The 17,581-nt window shown below is 51.3% G+C and carries 14 protein-coding genes; 4 read left to right on the top strand and 10 right to left on the bottom strand.

Going from position 1 to position 17,581, the window contains the following annotated elements; genetic code table 11:
* Positions 1-49 precede the first annotated feature (49 nt).
* A complete protein-coding gene (locus HBA55_RS03025; RefSeq protein ID WP_166986857.1) occupies positions 50-1,195 on the top strand; it encodes an acyl-CoA dehydrogenase family protein in 1,146 nt (381 codons plus the stop codon).
* Between the two features lie 824 nt (positions 1,196-2,019).
* Here HBA55_RS03025 and HBA55_RS03020 read toward each other — a convergent pair.
* Both HBA55_RS03020 and HBA55_RS03015 read right to left on the bottom strand, forming a co-directional pair.
* Positions 2,020-2,925, bottom strand: a complete 906-nt coding sequence (locus tag HBA55_RS03020; protein WP_166986854.1) for a LysR family transcriptional regulator — start codon at positions 2,923-2,925, stop codon at positions 2,020-2,022.
* A 66-nt stretch (positions 2,926-2,991) separates the two neighbouring features.
* Positions 2,992-4,104: an aromatic ring-hydroxylating dioxygenase subunit alpha gene (locus HBA55_RS03015; RefSeq protein ID WP_166986851.1), complete on the bottom strand. Its 1,113-nt coding sequence runs from the start codon at positions 4,102-4,104 to the stop codon at positions 2,992-2,994.
* Positions 4,105-4,257: 153 nt separating this feature from the next.
* Between HBA55_RS03015 and HBA55_RS03010 the strand changes: the two genes are divergently transcribed.
* Together HBA55_RS03010 and HBA55_RS03005 are read left to right on the top strand one after the other, a co-directional pair.
* A complete protein-coding gene (locus HBA55_RS03010) occupies positions 4,258-5,160 on the top strand; it encodes a LysR family transcriptional regulator (RefSeq protein WP_166986848.1) in 903 nt (300 codons plus the stop codon).
* Positions 5,161-5,274: 114 nt separating this feature from the next.
* Complete coding sequence (locus HBA55_RS03005; RefSeq protein WP_166986845.1) at positions 5,275-6,234, top strand: LysR family transcriptional regulator; 960 nt, start codon at positions 5,275-5,277, stop codon at positions 6,232-6,234.
* Between the two features lie 26 nt (positions 6,235-6,260).
* Here the strand turns inward: HBA55_RS03005 and HBA55_RS03000 are convergent, their stop codons facing one another.
* The 3 genes from HBA55_RS03000 to HBA55_RS02990 all read right to left on the bottom strand — a co-directional run bounded on the left by HBA55_RS03000 (position 6,261) and on the right by HBA55_RS02990 (position 11,808).
* On the bottom strand, positions 6,261-7,898 hold the full coding sequence (locus tag HBA55_RS03000; RefSeq protein ID WP_166986842.1) for an arylsulfatase: 1,638 nt from the start codon (positions 7,896-7,898) through the stop codon (positions 6,261-6,263).
* Between the two features lie 14 nt (positions 7,899-7,912).
* Entirely contained in the window at positions 7,913-9,307 is a 1,395-nt protein-coding gene (locus tag HBA55_RS02995) for an alkyl/aryl-sulfatase (protein ID WP_206019492.1), read from the bottom strand.
* A gap of 95 nt (positions 9,308-9,402) precedes the next feature.
* Positions 9,403-11,808, bottom strand: coding sequence for a TonB-dependent receptor domain-containing protein (locus HBA55_RS02990; protein ID WP_206019491.1), 2,406 nt, complete (start codon positions 11,806-11,808; stop codon positions 9,403-9,405).
* A 594-nt stretch (positions 11,809-12,402) separates the two neighbouring features.
* Here HBA55_RS02990 and HBA55_RS02985 point away from each other — a divergent pair.
* Positions 12,403-13,143 carry an AraC family transcriptional regulator gene (locus HBA55_RS02985; protein WP_166986840.1) on the top strand — a complete coding sequence of 247 codons (741 nt, stop codon included), beginning with the start codon at positions 12,403-12,405 and terminating at the stop codon, positions 13,141-13,143.
* Between the two features lie 25 nt (positions 13,144-13,168).
* Here HBA55_RS02985 and HBA55_RS02980 read toward each other — a convergent pair whose 3' ends face one another.
* From HBA55_RS02980 to HBA55_RS02960, 5 genes are read right to left on the bottom strand one after another with little or no spacing between them, the layout of a single operon-like run.
* Positions 13,169-14,602 (bottom strand): aldehyde dehydrogenase family protein, encoded by a 1,434-nt coding sequence (locus tag HBA55_RS02980; protein ID WP_166986837.1) that lies wholly within the window; start codon positions 14,600-14,602, stop codon positions 13,169-13,171.
* 36 nt (positions 14,603-14,638) lie between these two features.
* Positions 14,639-15,445: a glutathione S-transferase family protein gene (locus HBA55_RS02975; RefSeq protein WP_166986834.1), complete on the bottom strand. Its 807-nt coding sequence runs from the start codon at positions 15,443-15,445 to the stop codon at positions 14,639-14,641.
* Positions 15,446-15,449: 4 nt separating this feature from the next.
* Positions 15,450-15,638 carry a hypothetical protein gene (locus HBA55_RS02970; RefSeq protein ID WP_166986831.1) on the bottom strand — a complete coding sequence of 63 codons (189 nt, stop codon included), beginning with the start codon at positions 15,636-15,638 and terminating at the stop codon, positions 15,450-15,452.
* A gap of 2 nt (positions 15,639-15,640) precedes the next feature.
* Positions 15,641-16,396 carry a glutathione S-transferase family protein gene (locus HBA55_RS02965; protein ID WP_166986828.1) on the bottom strand — a complete coding sequence of 252 codons (756 nt, stop codon included), beginning with the start codon at positions 16,394-16,396 and terminating at the stop codon, positions 15,641-15,643.
* A gap of 50 nt (positions 16,397-16,446) precedes the next feature.
* Positions 16,447-17,568, bottom strand: a complete 1,122-nt coding sequence (locus HBA55_RS02960; protein ID WP_166986825.1) for a hypothetical protein — start codon at positions 17,566-17,568, stop codon at positions 16,447-16,449.
* Positions 17,569-17,581: the final 13 nt, after the last annotated feature.

The raw sequence follows: 17,581 nt of genomic DNA, 5'->3' as shown, positions 1-17,581 counted from the left end.
CGTTTTGACCCGCCGTAGCGGGTCGTTTTTTATATTGAGGTCACGTCAGATGTCGCAATCCAACCAAGAAGAGCTCGATCTTTTTCGAGACAACGTTAAACGCTTTATCGAAACAGAAATCAAACCCAACATAGAACAATGGGAACGTGAAGAAATCACTCCTCGCTCCCTATGGCACAAGCTGGGACAACAGGGGTTGCTGGGCATCTGTTTGCCGGAGGAATACGGAGGGGCAGGAGCGGACTTTCGATTTTCCGCCGCCGTATTGGAGGAGTTTCACCGAGCCAATTGCGCGACGGTGGGCGGCAATATCGCCGTGCATTCGGAAATTGTGATGCACTACATTCTCAATCACGGCTCCGAAAAACAAAAACGCGACTACCTGCCGCGGATGATCAGCGGGGAATGCATCGGGGCGATAGCCATGACGGAACCCGGAGCGGGCAGCGACCTGCAGGGGATTCGCATGCGGGCTCAGGCGGAGGATGACCACTATCGGTTGAACGGTTCAAAGACGTTTATCACCAATGGTCAGCACTGTGATCTGGTGATTGTTGTGGCGCGCACTCGCAACGGTGAGCCGGGGTCTAGGAGTACGACGCTGTTTCTGGTCGATACCGACACGCCGGGGTTCGAGCGCGGGCGTAATCTGGAGAAAATTGGCCAGCACAGCAGCGATACTTCAGAGCTGTTCTTTCACGACGTTTGTGTTTCTGCCAATGCCATTCTGGGTGAACTGGACCGGGGGTTTTCCGTGTTAATGGGAGAGTTGCAACGGGAACGTTTGATTATCGGTGTGAACACCGTTGCTTCAGCCGAAGGGATACTCGATCAAACGGCCACCTACGTCAAGGAGCGCGAGGTGTTTGGAAAAACATTGGCCGAGCTGCAGAACACCAAGTTCAAGATGGCGGAGATGGCTACCGAGGTTCGTATTCATCGTGCCTTCGTTGAGGAGTGCAAGACTCTGTTGCTGGCAGGCCAACTGGATGTGGCCACCGCCAGTATGGCCAAGCTTTCGGGGTCAGAAATGCTCGGGCGGGTTGCCGACGGTTGCCTGCAATTGCACGGCGGTTATGGCTATATGCGGGAATACGATGTGGCTCGCGCGTTTGTGGATGCCCGCGTTCAGCGCATATACGGTGGTACGTCTGAAATCATGAAAGAACTGATCAGTCGCGCAGTGCTTCAATAATCTTTGGTTCCACCGAAGAATTCGTGGGTATAATTTGCCCCGAAAGATGGCCAACTTATTGATAGTCGAGCCACTCATATCGAAGATCGAGCTTTTCTATTTGAGCATTATTTACGAATAAGTGTTAGGTGGGATTGGATAGACAGAAAAGTGTCATAAGCTGCCGTTGGTTTTGGGTGTTCTGAGCGGCATTTTCTGTGTATTAAAGGGCGAAACGGGCTGGTGATTCTGTGCCACAACGGGCGGCTGGGTGTCCGTTTGAGGAGCGCGCGGCCGGCCCTCCAGCCTCCCTTCAGTCCCCAGGGAGCCAAGCAAAAAACGCTTGTCTCCCTGACTCCTTCAGCGTCCGCTTAAATGCTCCTCAAACGAACACCCAGCCACCCTTTAGACCGAGGTACCCCAACTTCATCGCACTGATTGTTAATGTTTCTATATGAAATCGAACTCTTATCAAAAACCATTTTTTAAGGGGGAAAAGGCAACAAAGCTTGAAACTAAGGGTCGTTTCGAAGGGAGCACAGAGGTCTAATTAAGAAACCAATTGTCGATAAAAAGGGCCGCTTCGGGGTATAGCCATATGGGACCGTCTTCGCCATGGATGGCGAAGCAGAGCTACAGGGATGTATTTATGCGTGTCCCAGATGGCTATACCCCGAAGCGGACCGCTCCCGAACTATAAAAGAAAACGGCTCCCTTCGAAGCGGCCCGCCACGATCCATCTAACGCACGAACAGAACACCAACCAATGGCCGGTTATGGCACTTTGCCGCCAAAGCCTGTACCAAAACAGCCCATAAATTCTCCTGAAAACCCTAATCTTTCAATCACCGATAGCTGCTGTGGTTTGCCCAAAGTTCGTCGATAAAGACGTTGGCGATATTGGGCATTTCCTTACCACGCAGTGTCGCCAACTGAAACACAGCTACCTGCTGGGTAACCTCCGGTAACAGGGGTCTAACCAACCCTTTTTCGACCAACGGCAAGGCAATATGATGAGGAAGGTAGGCGACATAGTTGCCCGACAGAACAAACAGCAGATGCGCATCTACATCTTCAGTGATATTGGTCTGATTCAGAGTGATACCCATATCTTTTACGTCACCCTGTAGAGCATGCAGCCCCACAAAATCGGCAGTGGCCAACATGGTTCTGATCTCCGACTCATCATCCACATTGAACAGCGGATGTCTGTGTCCGCAGTATAGTGATCCGACTTCGTCAAACAGCGGTTGATATTCGATGCTGGGCAAACGGTGATAAAAGTAACCGATTGCCAGATGGATACTGCCTTCTATCAGCCAGCTTTCCAGATCAATGTTCGAACCTGAGCGAATATCCAGCCGCACTTCGTTGGCGCGAGACTTTAATGCGGCAATGGTCTCCGGCAGGTGATTGTTGGGATTTGATGCGCTGTTATCGTTGATTCCTATGCGAATCTCCCCCACCAGTTGACCGGCCTGGGCGGAAACCTCTGTGCGAAAGTCCTCCATGGAGTCGAACAGCTTCTTGGCGGCGGTGTAGACGATTTTGCCATTGTCGGTGAGAGAAAACCCGCGGCGACCGCGGTTGCACAATCTCATGCCCAACCGGGTCTCCAGGTGAGAGATTTGCTTACTGATCATCGACTGGCTGATGTTGAGCTTAACCTGTGCTGCGCCAAAGCCACCGCTCTCGACGATGACGCAGAACACGTGCAGCACTTTGATATCGATATCCGCCAGAGGAGTCATTACCCGTGTCGCCTCGCCCCTTTTCAGTGAGGTTAAAGCCAATAAAATATTAACTATTGTAAGCGATCAAACGGCTTTCTCCACCTCTTTCTCAGGTTGTGTGACGGGGCCCGGCCTCGGACCAACGGGAGGCCAGGCGGGCTCTTTGCCTTCGGCATACAAAGCAGCTGTGTACATGCGGCGATACGCCATACCCATGGCATCGGCTTTGACGAACAGGGCTTTGGGATGACCACCTGGATATTGATCAGATAACGCTGAGCTGATCATGTCCTCATCTTCGTGAAATACAAAGTGTTTAAAGACGGAAGACATAAGAAGTTTGGAAAGCCAGCGGTTGATCAAGCCCCGGTTTGGGTCGCTGTCCGCCAGGCCGACAAAGAATCGATTATGGAATTCATCCACTGGTGTCGTGTAGGCGAAGACATAGTAGCGATACCCACCCTCCTTTGGGTACTCATGCACGGTGAGACCGGATATGTCCACCCAGTAGCGTTTGTCACTGGCATTGCCGTCCCGTTCACTGCCCACCAACAGCTTGCCGAGCCATCGCTTGAAAGGCGTCGCTGCAGTCTTGGAGCCTTCAGGCCAAATCAATTCTCCCGTAACAGTGCGACCGTCATCGCTCTTGGTGATATTGGTGATCGGCGGGAGTTGGGCACATTCTATATCCCTGCCAATACTCGCACTGTGAGCAAAGGCCACATGGCTGTCTTCGAGAGCGGTTTCCAGGGTGTGAACGAAAATCCCCTTCTGATGTCGACTGCCAAATCGAACTTGATAGGGGGCATCAAGAAAGGGGCGCGGCTCGGGTCGCCAGTCGGGTTTCACCTCGGCATTCATCCAGACATAGATAAACCCCTGTTGCTCGTGAACAGGATAGCTCGGGACTTTAGCCATACGGGGCACTCTGCCTTCGTTGCCCATTGACGGTATGTGTGTGCAGTGCCCACTTTTGTCATAGCGCCACCCATGCCAGGGGCATTCCAGGGTGCTGTTAACACATTTGCCCTTGGACAAATCACCGCCCCGGTGGGCACACCTGGCTCCCAGGGCGTGGGCCTTTCCTTCCTCATCACGAAATAGCGCGATGTCTTCATTGATGATCTTGCGGCTCAGTGGCTTATCGCCCAGTTCCGAGCTGACGGCGGCACAATACCAGTTTTGGGTCACAAACATGGCCTAAGACTCTCCTTTGCTGTTGCCTGGTTTAACAGGATCAAGAAATCATACAAGCGCGGGGTTTAAGAGGTACAATGAGCTGCTTTGAGTTTTTCTCATAAGTTATTAGTCGAGATTCAAGATAAACTGTAAGGGGGGTGGGTTGCTGCAATGAGCATCTCTTTTGAACAACTGGAGGCCTTTGTCCATTCCGCTGAGTGTGGCTCGTTTTCAGCGGCGGCGAAGCAAATGAAAAAGTCACCTTCGGCCATTAGCCTGGCCATATCTAACCTGGAGATCGATCTGGGGATTTCTCTGTTTGATCGTTCCTCCAGCAAGCCGGTATTGACTCAACATGGGCAGGCTTTATTAATCGATGCCAAGGCTGTGATGTTCCGATCACTTGAGCTGCAGTCGAAAGCTCGAAGTCTGGAGGCCAGTATTGAGCCCGAAGTGACACTGTTATTGGACACCACGGTACCCTTGCAGCCGCTGACGGAATTCCTGGTGGCATTTGAGCGAAACTTCCCCCATACCACACTGAATCTATCGATCTGCAGTTCCGCTGAGCTGAAGCAGAGGGTAGCTGCGGAAGCCAAAGCCATAGGCTTTGGTCTGGAGGTGTTTTCCCGTCAACCCGAGGCTTGGTTCGTCAAAAATATTCTTCGGGTCCCAGTCAGCGCGGTCGTTAGGCAAGATCATCCTCTTGCCACCATCGATCATTTGATCACACTGAGTGAACTTGGCGATTACCGCCAGCTATTGCTTTCCCCTGCCGATGGAGATGCGCACGACTTTGACGATCCCGCCAAGGTCAGTTCCAGGGTATGGCATATTGGCGATATGAATGCCCTGCTCATTGCGATTCGCGCCGGTCTCGGTTGGGGCATACTGCCTGAACACGTCACAGAGGAAGAACTGAAGCGTGGGGATCTGAAGAAACTGGAACTGGAGTCGGAATCCAGTGATTATCAACTCACCCTGGGTGTGTTTTGTCATGAGGAAATCTCAGGGGGACCTGTGGTGCGTTGGGTCATCGATTCATTGGACGAATTCTGGTTACGAAAATCATAGGGAATCACCGGAACTTCATGGCAATCTGTGCTGCCATTAGCTCCGAGTTGAGCTACAATTGGTCAGAAAGCGCCGCCGCTTGTTCGTAAAACCCGCTCAATCGGGATCAAATCAATGAATGAACTGGAGTGCATAAGGGCCTTCGTTAAAGTCGTCGAGGTGGGCAGTTTTGCGGAAGCCGCAAGGCAAACCGGCACCGTCAAATCTGTTATTACCAAACGGGTCAACCAGCTGGAAGAACACCTTGAACTCCAATTGCTGCAGCGATCCACACGGCGTCTGACCATCACAGATGGTGGTGCCGATTTTTACGAACGATGTGTACACGTTCTGTCGGAGCTCGACCAGGCGAAGGCGGCCGTAAGTTCGGTGGAATGGGGGCTTACCGGCACCTTCCGCGTGAGTTGTATCTCCTCTGTGACCTCGGCATTCCTGGCTGAGGATCTATGTGAATTCCAATTGGAACATCCCGATTTACGGGTAGAATTACAGCAGCATGATCGCTTTTGTGATCCCGTCCAGGAAGGATTTGATGTTTGCCTTCAGCCCTCCAGAGAAGCCGGCGGTATTCTGGAAAAGGTGGACATACTGCCGCTGCAGAGGCTGTTGGTGGCAACCCCGGATTACGTCAAGGCGCATGGAGAACCGACTACCGCGGAAGCACTCAAAACGCACCGTATTGCACACAACAATCATGTTCAGCCGAATTGCGCTGTGGACTTTATTTCCGACAGTGACATTCGTTCAGTCACCATGGACCCACATATTTTAACCAATACCATATGGCTGTTGCGTGCTGCTGTTATGAGCCACCAATACGTGGCGATTATGCCGGTGTTTTTTATTGAAAAAGAGTTGGCGTCGGGTCAATTGATCCCCTTATCACCTAACCTGAGAGCACGGACCACCCAGTTTTCCGCGTTCTATCGACGTTCATCTTTTGTATCGATGAAAGTGAGGATCTTCGTGAATTTTCTGCGCAGGAAATACGGTGAGCATCCACCCTGGGAACTCCGCATTCTGCAGCAGTTCCCCGAGCTGGAAAGAGTGATGGGAAGCGGTATGCGCAAATGACGACAGCGGTTCTGTTGAAAAACCGTCTACTCGACGGGTTTCTCGCCGGGCGGTCGAATCTTAAAGGGGCCCTCGGGTACAATAACGTTGTTGTTGGCTACGTATTCTTGCCAGCTGCGCTGCATTGCCGCAAATACATCCGGCATCTGCTTAATGAGGTTGTGGCGCTCCGCCGGGTCATTTCGCAAGTTGTATAACTCCCAGTCGGTTTTACCGTGAGGATGATTGGGAGAGCTGACCAGCTTGTAGGATTCCCTCAAAATACCGCGTCGACCCCAAACCTCTAACCCAACTGATTCGTCGGGTTTCCGTACACGCTCGGCAGAACCCGTCAATAGCGGAGCCAGATTCTTTCCGGTTGTTTGATGACTTGCGGCACTCCCCAAAACCGAAAATGTTGCATACCAATCGGTAATAAATGTTAACGCCGGGCTGATTTTTCCCTGTGGCGTTTTACCCGGCCAGTACACAATAGCCGGCGAGCGAATCCCCCCTTCATAGGTCGTGCCCTTATATCGGGTATAAGGAGTATTACTCACATGTGCCCACTCGGCCCCGTAAAAGGCGAATGAACCTTCGTTGCCAATGTTGTCAGGCGAGTTGTTAAAGCGGGCAGCGAACTGTCCGACCGGTGGTGGCGCCGTACTGTAATTCCAGTGCTCCGCACCGTTGTCGGAGATAAACACCACCAGGGTATTATCCAGACGGCCCTGCTCACTCAGATAATGGATTATGCGACCAATACTGCTGTCCATGTAGTCAACCATCGCTGCATAAACTTCCATATTGCGAGCATGAAAGCGTTGCTCGTCTGCTGAGAGATCCTGCCATGGTTTGACCTGCTCTGGCCGGAAGGGAGCGGACGTTGTGGCATCGAAGAGGCCAAGCTTTTTCTGGTTTTCAAACCGGGCTTCACGAGTAGCGTCGTAGCCCTGATCGTAGCGTCCACGGTATTTGTTGATGACCTCTCTGGGGGCCTGTAAAGGCCAGTGGGGAGCGGTATATGCCAAATAGGCAAAGAAGGGTTTACCATCGTCCACGTTGCTGTCGATTTGGCTGATTAACTTGTCTGTGTAAAAGGTGGTGGAATAAAAGTCTTCGGGCAACTGGTGTACTAATCGACCATTGTTGCGATAGAGCAGGGGGTTCCGGTGTGCATCTCCGCCCGCCATATCCGCAAAGTGACTGCCGCCGCCATAGAGCAGGGCAAAGGACTGATCGAAACCACGGTGCTTTGGCGATTGTTCCGGCTGCATGCCCAAATGCCACTTACCAGCCATGTAAGTGTGATAACCAGCTGATTTGAGCACTTCCGCAATGGTATCCACCTGGTTATTGAGATAGCCTTCATAGCCGACTTTGCCCAGTTGATTATCCGCTACAGTTTCGGCCATATTGCCGAGCCCGGCAATGTGGTTGTCTCGGCCGCTCATGAGCATCGAGCGACTGACAGAACACGTCGGGCCGGTGTGAAAGTTGCTCAATACCATACCCTTCGCGGCCAGCTGATCCAGATTAGGGGTCGAAATTTCACCGCCAAACACGCCAATGTCCGAAAAGCCGAGATCATCGGCAACAATCAGGAGAATGTTCGGTGAGGGTGTTTTTTCTTCAATAAATATGCAGGACGTCAGCCCCAGCGCCAAAAAAAGTACTCGCCACATAATGGATTGCCGCCTTAAGGTTCCTGACTCAGACTAATCTTCTGGCTCTTTTTTCGAAGCTGAATCGCACTGCTGATGTAGTAGTTTCTGGCGGTTGCAGTCAGGATCTTGTCGGCAAGTGCGGTTAAAGCGTCGGCCTTGTACAGCATGGCCTGTTGATGGTTTGGAGTGATCGCCAGAATATGGTCACACAGTTGGGCGGCCCATTGGTAATCTTCCGTTCTCATGGCGTTGTCGACTTGCTTTACCGTGGCTTCCATTCCTCCGGCCAAGGCGACTATTCGCTCGGCTTCCTGTTTGTCGCTGAGGGGGAACAGACTGGTGGCGTTGCCGTCGAACCATCCCAGGTAGCCACCAAAGATGGCGCGAATGGCCCACTGTGGGTTGCCGTAATAGGGGCGCAGATAATCCAGATCCCGGTACTTTTTGGGCAGCTGCACATACTCGACCAGTTGATTGGGTGTCAGTCCTTTATTGATGCCTTCGACTGTCTTGTCAAAGAGAAATTGGATCGCGTCTCTGAAATTGGTCAGTGTTTCTTTCACCCTCTTTTTACCTAGGATAGGGCGCGTATGTCCACCCACTACGGCGTTGGGCTGTTCTTGCAACACGCTGTCAATCGCGTTGGCCCAGGATCGAATATCCCGATAGGGTGTTCCGCGAATGGCGTAGAGGTTTGGCCATGATTTGTAAAAATTGTCTCCCGCAAATGCCACACGGTCCGAGGGGAGCCACACGTAGAGCTGATCGTGGGTTTCTCCGGTGGCGGCAACCAGTTCCAGGTCAATACCGGCGATGGTGATTGTTTGTCGATCTGTATCGAATATGTGGCTTGGGGCGATGCTTTTATCCACCGCGAAAACGCCGCCTTTACGCTTGGGCCAATAGGCCTTTGCGATACCGTTATTGATGCGTTGCTCGGCCGACAGGAGAAACCCCGCTTGCATGGCACCCCGGCGTTTTTGAATGGATATGCCTGCTTCTGCCAGGGAATGTTGCTCATGGCCAAAATCCGTGCGAGCCCAGACTTGAACATCCGGTGTATCCATAAAGGCCGCGCCACCCTTGATATGATCCGGGTGACCATGAGTAAACACAATCGCCTTTACGGGTTTATCGACGATCTTGCGGAAGTCCGCACGAATCGCTTTCGCGCTTTCAACGCTGATACCCGTGTCGACAATAATAAGTCCTTTGGCGCCCACAATCATGCTTACCGGGGACACACCATAGCCTACTGCCGTATAGACTCGGTCGGATACCCTGATAATCTCTTTGTTGAACTCCGCATTGCGTTGCTTGAGCAAACGGGTTTGCTCAGACTCAGCGTTGCAGGCACTACTAAAGACGAAACCCAATGACATCAAGACGGGTAATACCAACGAACGAATTTTAACAACCATATTCATGTCGGAAACTTTCCTTCACTGTTCAAAAAAGCAGGCCCCGTGTCTCCCGGAATTCCGGGCGGGACCCGAGCGAGGCTATTGCGAGTACTGACCGCTCAAAACTCAATACCAAAAGAAATACCGTAGGTTCGCGTAGATGCGTTGGTCACTCGGCAAAGGGCATTCATATGCATATGTGTCCTTGTGTTGGTGCTATCGCCCAATATGGCGTTACCGTCGTTGATCAACACAGCACCGCAAAAGTGCTCGTTGGTCAGGTTGTTACCATACACCGACAGGTTGTATTGCTGCTCGTCACCAAACCGATAGCTGAGGTTTGCGTTCAATAAGGTGTAGGCATCAACACTAAGCTGGTCGACGACCTGATTGTTTCCCGTTGTCGCGGTGACCTTGACCTGTTCACCAGTATGGGACGCGTTGGCAGTAAAAGTCAGCAGACCGCCGCTTTCCAGTTCGTACTCCTGAGAGGCCAGCAGGTTAAAGGATATTTCAGGTGAGCTGGCAAGCTCTGCGCCTTCAATAAAGGTGCTGTCGCCTGATTCAGTCACTTCGGTATCCAGCAGGGAAACTCCCGCCTGTAGGTAAAAACCGTTATCACTGCCGTACTTGATGTTGGCGTCGAAGCCCTTGATTTCAGACTCGGGTGCGTTGTCGAGAATAGGCACGCCCCTGGCGGTTACGAACTGCTGTAGATCCTCATAGATGTAGTAAAACGCGGCGGCATCAAATTGAATCCGGTTATCCCAGAAGTCGCCCTTAAAACCGATTTCCCAGACATCCAGTGACTCCGGATCCAGCCGCGTTTCTTCCAATGAAGACACCACATTGGCAATGGGCACGAGCGCGTATACCGGGCGGATATCCAGGGCAGAGCCCTTGAAGCCGCGGGAGTTACTGATATAGACCAACGAGTTGTCGGTGATCTTCCAGTCCAACTTAATGGTATATCCTATATCTTCGTTGGACAGTTCCTGCGTGATTTGCCGCGCAATTTCGTAACCGTTGGAGTCAAACCCCGCAGTGCCCGGGTTCTGAGCAGCCACTAAAGCCTGTACTTCATCTTTGAAGTACAGGTTTGACGTTGGCTCACCGGCTACGCTGGGTGAAGAGGGCAAGTAATCCCCCTCGATTTCCTCATCGGACCAGCGCACACCGGCCGTCAGAGTGATTACATCGGAGATGTCGTATTCGCCTTGAAAATAAATACCCAGGTTTTCCTTGGTGTGGTCCAGCTGGATGTTGGGAATTTGCGAGCCGTTACGAAACGCACCGCGTGCTCCCCGCAGTCCTGTGAAAGACTCTGCATCGTCTTTAAGGTAATACACACCGGCAATCCAGCGGAAGTTGCCGTCCCCTTCAGAGATCAAACGGAACTCCTGCTGGAACGTATCCCGGTCATCCTCCTGATAGGACTGTAAGCCCAGTGTGTCGCCCCCATCATTGTCGTTGGCATTGCGAAATTGAAGGTTATCCCAAGAGGTAATAGAGTTAAATGTGGCCCAGGGCAGGTCGTAGTCAATCTTTAAGTAAGCACCTTTGGTATCCAGATCCTCGAAGCCAATATCTTGCGCGCTTTTTTCCCAATCGCCGGTAGAGGGGTCTGACGCGGGTTCACCGGTGCCACCGCCGTCTCGACTCAGACAATTGGTGTTATCTTCAAAATCAATGATGCCCGTTGGCGCATCTGCGCAGAGTCCGCCGGAACCATCCGGCGAGCGACTGCCCATTGCGCGAATAGAAGTACTGTTATTGTCTGATTTCAACCCATGCACATTAAAAGTGACTGTCGTATCGACGGCGGGTTGCCAGAGAAGGGTGACGCGGCCGGTTTTGGTGTCATCATCGCCATAGCGTTCGCCATTACTAACGGACTTAAAGGCACCGTCGTCGTCAATCGATTGGAACGCGACCCTGGCAGCCAGCGTATCCGTTATGTCGAAACCGACCGCAAGATCGGCCTCAATATGATTGTTGTTACCCAATTTCAGGTTGACACTGCCGTTGGTACCTTCGCCAATCTGTGGTTTGTTGCTGATGTAATTGACTGCTCCCCCGGTGGTATTAAGACCAAAGAGCGTATTCTGAGGCCCTTTGAGAATTTCTACCCGTTCCATATCGAACAGAGCCGCTTTTGCATGAAAACCGCTGGTCAGAGTGATGCCATCAAAATACTGACCGACTGCGGAGGCCGCCGTCAAATGAACGTCACTGGTTCCGACGCCTCGGAGAAAGTAATTCTTGTTGGAACCCGCTTGAGCGCCGGATGAAAAACCCGGGGTGATATTCACCAAATCCGTAGCATTTGAAACGCCCAGCGTTTTCATGGTGTCGCCGGTAAATGCACTCACTGCAACGGGCACATCCTGCAGTGATTCAGCCCGCTTTTGTGCAGTGACTATTACCTCTTCCAGCACAGCATGTGCGGGCGCATTGGGGATAAGCGTCAAACCGGTCAAGGCTATTAACGCAGTGGGTTTCGAGAATTTGTTTTCGAACTTCACGGAACTTTCCTCTTGCTTTTATAAGTAACCCTATTTACCTCGTCATCCCATTGCTGAGATTCGTTATGTCAGAAGGCCGTTTCCAAATGATGTTCTTAGCGTTCGCAAAATGAGTTCAATGTTTCGTCTTACGCTTGGTAACGACTCTATTCCGAGTTCTAATAATGGTATAGTATCGATACATACAGGGTTATCCTTAATCCGAAGCCGCTTATCCAAAAACCGACATTAATTATGGAACAGTTTATCGAGAGTCACTATTCACCTCGTGTAGATCCGGCAGAGATGGGGCTGGAATTCGATAACCGCCTGTGTCAGTTACTCAGCCTGGACACCGATCATCTGCCGATGAGGAAGTACTGTATTTACAGTGGGTCAAATTTTGAGTTGGGTTCGTCGCTTGTTTCCAGGATGGCGGGCAATCGCACGATGCAGCCCCTTGAAAAAAGTCCAGACAATCACCTTGAAATATACCGGGCGAAACTGAGCTTTTCTCAGTTAGCCGTAGTTTTTAACAATGTTCCAACTCGACTTAAACTGGTTAATCCAGTGTCGTACTTTACTGTAGCTATTCCGATTTGCGGACACCTTTCCATGAAGACGCCTTCTGGCGAGATATCCACGGCTCCGTCCCAGGGGTTGCTCGTTAAGATCAGAGATACGCCGGACATTATTCGCAGCAAAAACAGTGTTGTACTGGTAGCAACCTTATCCGAGGAACACTATCAGCAGTTATTTGGATATTGCACGGACATGTTATTGAATGCAGCCGCGGGCAAGTTGCCCGTGTTGCTGGACCTACTCGATCCCAAGTATCGGATATTTCTATCAATACTGGGCACACTGTACCGATCTCTGGACGAAGAACAGAATGCTCATCTTCGTCAGGACGTTGTGATTCGTTGTTTGGAGAAAGCACTCTGGAATCAGTTTGATGATCTGGTACCCAATTTTGAAGTAGAGACACCGGTAGACCAAGACTATACATTGCTGCCTAAGCACCTGCGTAAAGCTGTGGACTTTATCCATGAACATGCAGACCAAGAACTCAATATGTCTTGTCTGGAGAAAGTATCCGGGGTCTCGTCTCGTAGCCTACAGGCCGGTTTCAAGGATTGGCTGGGAATTCGTCCCATGCACTATGTCAAGAAAATACGACTCTCCAAGGTGCGTGCGGATCTGCTCAATGCCACACCACAGTCTGCTGTGATTGGCGATATCGCTGCTCGCTGGGGATTCTTTCATCTCAGTAACTTTTCCAAGGATTTTCGCAATGAATTTGGAGAGCTTCCGTCGGAAACCCTCCATCGATCAAGATTGGAAAGAGCGATGTAACAAAGTCTGCGAAGAACGCTTTTTCTCAGGCTTGAATCGTGACCCACTTCAATTCAGTAAATGCCTCAAGATCCGCCTCTGTGCCTTCTCTGCCGAAGCCACTGTCGCCAACACCGCCAAAAGGAACATGGGCTTCGTCCGTAATGGATGGGCTGTTAATGTGTACCATTCCAGCTTCGATTCCCTTGGCATACTTCATGGCGAGTTCAATATCACTGGTGTAGATAGCGGCACTTAATCCGTAGCTGGTGTCATTTGCTTCTCGCATGACGTCATCAAAGTCATCGAACGGGTAAACACTCACAACCGGACCGAAGGTTTCTTCTCGAAAGGCGGCCATATCTGAGGTAACGTCCAGCAGCACAGTTGCTGCACATCGGTTTCCCTCCCAATTGCCTCCAGCAGCGATTGTTGCTCCTTTGTCCCTGGCGTCCTCGATATGACGTTTAACACGCTGCCGTTGTCTGTCGCTAATGATAGGACCAATAATCGTCTCGGGATCGTCGAGGTCGCCCATACCCAGTCCGCTGACCACTTTCGCGTAGATTTCAACGAATTTTGGGTAGATATCTCTATGGACATAGACGCGACTTGAACTGACACAAGCTTGCCCCTGATGCATAAAGATACCGCGAACTGCCCCTTCGACGGCTTTCTGCAGATTGGCATCATTCATGATTACCAGTGGATTTTTGCCGCCCAACTCCAAAGTCACGTGCTTGTTATGTTCCGCACACAGTTTTTGGATGTGTTTTCCCACTACCGTTGAACCGGTAAATGACACTGCCTTAACCAGTGGGTGTGCGGTTAAACTGTCACCGATGTTGTAGCCGTTACCGGTTACCACGTTTATTGTACCTGCGGGAAATCCTGCATCCTTTAAGAGTTCTGCGAATTTCAGTGATATTACCGGATGCTCTTCTGACGGTAGCAGTACCACGGTGCAACCGGTCGCCAGTGCATTTGCGCACAGACGGCTGGCTTTGATCAGAGGCACGTTAAAGGGAGTAATGACCGCTACCACCCCCCTGGGGCTGCGCCAGGTCATGCTGATTCGGCCCGGGTAATCAGAAGGTAATGTCTTACCACTGACATGCCGTACCATGCCGACTGCCGCCCGAATAAAGGAAATGGACTTATTGGTTTCGAACGTGGCTTTCTTTCGTGTCGAGCCACCTTCTTCCATCAGTAACCGAATAAATTCTTCCCTGCGCTGCTCCAACAGTTCCGCTGCTTTGCAAAGCCAGGCTTCTCGTTCGTTGGTGCTGCTGTCTTTGTAGGAGCCAAACGCCTCGTGGGCCGCCTGTACGGCCTTATCAATATCCTCCGGAGTACCTTCGGCGACCTTTGCGAATACGCTGTCATCCAGCGGATTCAGGGACTCCATTACACCACCGTCGCTGGCGGGGGCATAAGAGTGGTTAACCCAGTGCCCCATTACCGATGTGCTATCTCCCATTTTTAATTACCTCTCTTAGCAGAACAGTGTTTGCGGTTATGTGCCAATGATCTCTTTGACGTCCGGCCAGCTTTGGCTGCCAAAGGTCATCAGATCATTAGTCAGCCCCTCAGGGCACCAATCCAGAATGGCAGATTGAAAGGTGGGGATATCCTGAATGCGAGCCCACCAGTCTTCCAAATAGGGCAGACGGTCTTCCCACCAGCCGTTCATCCCCATCATGGCGACGCGATTGACGTAAGGGGTCAGCGATACATCTGCCAGACCGAATTCCTCGCTGGCCAGCCACTTGCTGTTTTTCAAGTCCTCGTTCATCTGCTGCAGATACTTGTCATACAGGCGGACTTTGTCAGCTACGCCCGGTGCTTCGAATCCATACTTCACGATCTGTTTCTTGTAATCTGCCCAGTCTACGGTCACCGAGTGCTCCGGGGTGCCAGCCAGGAATTCAGCCAGTTCTTCTTCACTGAGGTTCTTTTTTACAATATGGCGATGAGAGCTGGCGAAGGTCAGTGTGCCGCACGCGGGGTGTAAGAGTTCGTCCAGTGCTTTGGTCCAATAACGGGTTTTTACGTATTCCAGTGGGTTTTCTGGCGTGAGCTGCTTTTCGGGAAAAGCCAGGTCAAGGTATTCCATAATTACAGTGGATTCGTTAATGATATTGCCGTCATGAATCAGACTGGGGACCACTGCCTTGGGATTGATTTTTTTGTATTCCGGATCGAACTGTTCACCCTTGAGAATATCAATATAGTGGGCTTCGAATTCCAGGTCTTTCAGAACCATTGCCCAGCGCACCTTGGCGGCACAAACAGAAGAACCGTGATGATAAAGTTCCAGCATTCTCTTATTCCTTAATAGGTCTTACAGAAATTTGATAATCATGATAAATGGCACCTTCACCTTCACCGGCATCGGCACCGGCATCGGCATCGGCACCCGCCCCGTAGCAGCGGGCTCTGACCGCGACAGTGTCCCACGGACTGTCGCCCTCGGAGCGGGCTGCTACAGGGAATAGTGCAATAGTGCCGTTCATTATTAGAATTTCGGGCACCATTCGAGTACGCCTTTTTTAAAGCACTCTCTTTCGCGGATGCGATCAGCCCATGCCTGCACGGCTGGATAACGGTTAAAATCATAGCCCGCGCCAGCCAGTGTAAAGTGCAATGGCACCCAGGTGATATCTGCCAGGGTAAACCTATCGCCTACCAGCCATTGGTGGTTTTCCAAAATCGAATCGGCTTCTACAAAGAATCGGTCAAGTGTTTTTTCTGCAGCGATCGCCTCTTCCTCTGTAAAACCTTCGCTGCTGTGTTGGTGAAACTTGATTAGCTCCTGATTGGTTTGCAGCTTTTCATAGGCTTGCTTCTGTTCCTCAGTCTGCCGCATCTTTCCCTGCATCTTGTGGTAATAGATAAACGTCTTGACACCCTTCACGTGAATCTCAACGGCAGAGTGCATCCACCAGTACATTTTCTCCAGATCTTCCGGGTGCTCCGGGCGCAAAGGTGGTTCAGGAAAGGATTGATCGATGTGATCAATAATGTCGTCCGACTCGATAATCACAACACCGTCATGGACCAGTGTCGGCACGACTCCGTTGGGGTTTATGCCGAAGTACTCCGGAGTAATATGTTCCTTTTTGGTGATGTCGAGGTGATGGTTTTCCCAGGGAAGCTTCTTTTCCTCCAGAACCATGCGCACTCTCATTGAGCAATTGGACAGCGCTGCATGGTAGAGGTGTAATCCCCTAAAGGCGGTTACTTCTTTGTTGGTTGGGGTTACTATGCCCATAGTGTTATCGTCCTTTCAATTGAATGAGCCTATTGATTTCATTAAGGGAGTCAGGCCTGTGCTTCGGTTTCGCCGGTTACTTCGGTTGGTTTGCGTACGATAGGCCAAAACCCGAAAAAACCCGATACCACAAAGATAATGGGGAAGGTAACACCCAACATGGCAGAGGCGATCCAGAGCTCTTGAGCAAATCCGTTCGAGGGGCCGGCTCCCAACTCAGATCCGGTGTGCAGTGTCGATGCCCAACGATAGAGCTCATAGGTGATAACGGCGACTACCGCCGCAGAGAGGATAAGAAGCAGACCTCTCACCGGTTGTTTTGCGCTGGGGAATAGCGAGAACTGCATCATGTTGTTGACCAGGAAGGTGCCGAAGATCATACACACAGGCACACGTATCATATAATCCACGGGTTGCATGCCCAGGCCATCGATAAAGAGTGTGCGGATGATGGTGGCAACAACCAGCACATACAGTGTCGCGATGATGCCGCGAAGCGGCTGGACCGCATTGCCCGCGAGTTTATTGACAGGCCAGAATTCCAGCAACATATGAACAATAATCACACTCACGCAGGTGACAAAAAAGATGATAGCCGTCCACAGGTCAATCAGGCCCTTCGGATCGATATCCTCGTAGTAGTGAGGGTGGCCCATGCTGCCAAGCACGCTGTAGTCAAAGAATACACGCCAGAGAACATAGGCCAGCAGGTAAGAGAAGATAAAGGTGAGGCACCCGATAACTACCGGGTTGTTGCTCAACAAGTTCAAGGGCCAGCATTGCCACACTGGAATCATCCACACCACAACGACAATGGTCATAATGAAATATTGAATCACCATAGGCGTTGGTCCATGTCCTCCGCCGACCAGGAACATTACCAATCCCAGAACCAGGGCTCCGATGCCTATGCTGATTGCTGTCAGGGCGATGCCCTTATAGGGCTGGCTGAGCTTTCCGATAAAGTCCGGTTTGTTGTTGTGCCACAACAGCCCCAATATCACCTGGGCGGGCGTAGCCGCCATAAAAGCGGTCGCCACCCAATCGACAAATACGTGATGCCCAAACGGAGCGATGCAGGCGGCGGAGATTGCCAGCACTAACGCTATACCAAAGACGCCGGTATTGAGCACATTACCCAGTGATTGTTCAGTACCTACAGATTTGCTCATCTTCACTCCTTAT

Origin of the sequence: Pseudomaricurvus alkylphenolicus, from assembly GCF_011683955.1 — a bacterium.
Taxonomy (GTDB): domain Bacteria; phylum Pseudomonadota; class Gammaproteobacteria; order Pseudomonadales; family Cellvibrionaceae; genus Pseudomaricurvus; species Pseudomaricurvus alkylphenolicus.
The sequence above is the reverse complement of the archived record's forward strand: the minus strand, read 5'-3'. Positions and strand labels throughout refer to the sequence as shown.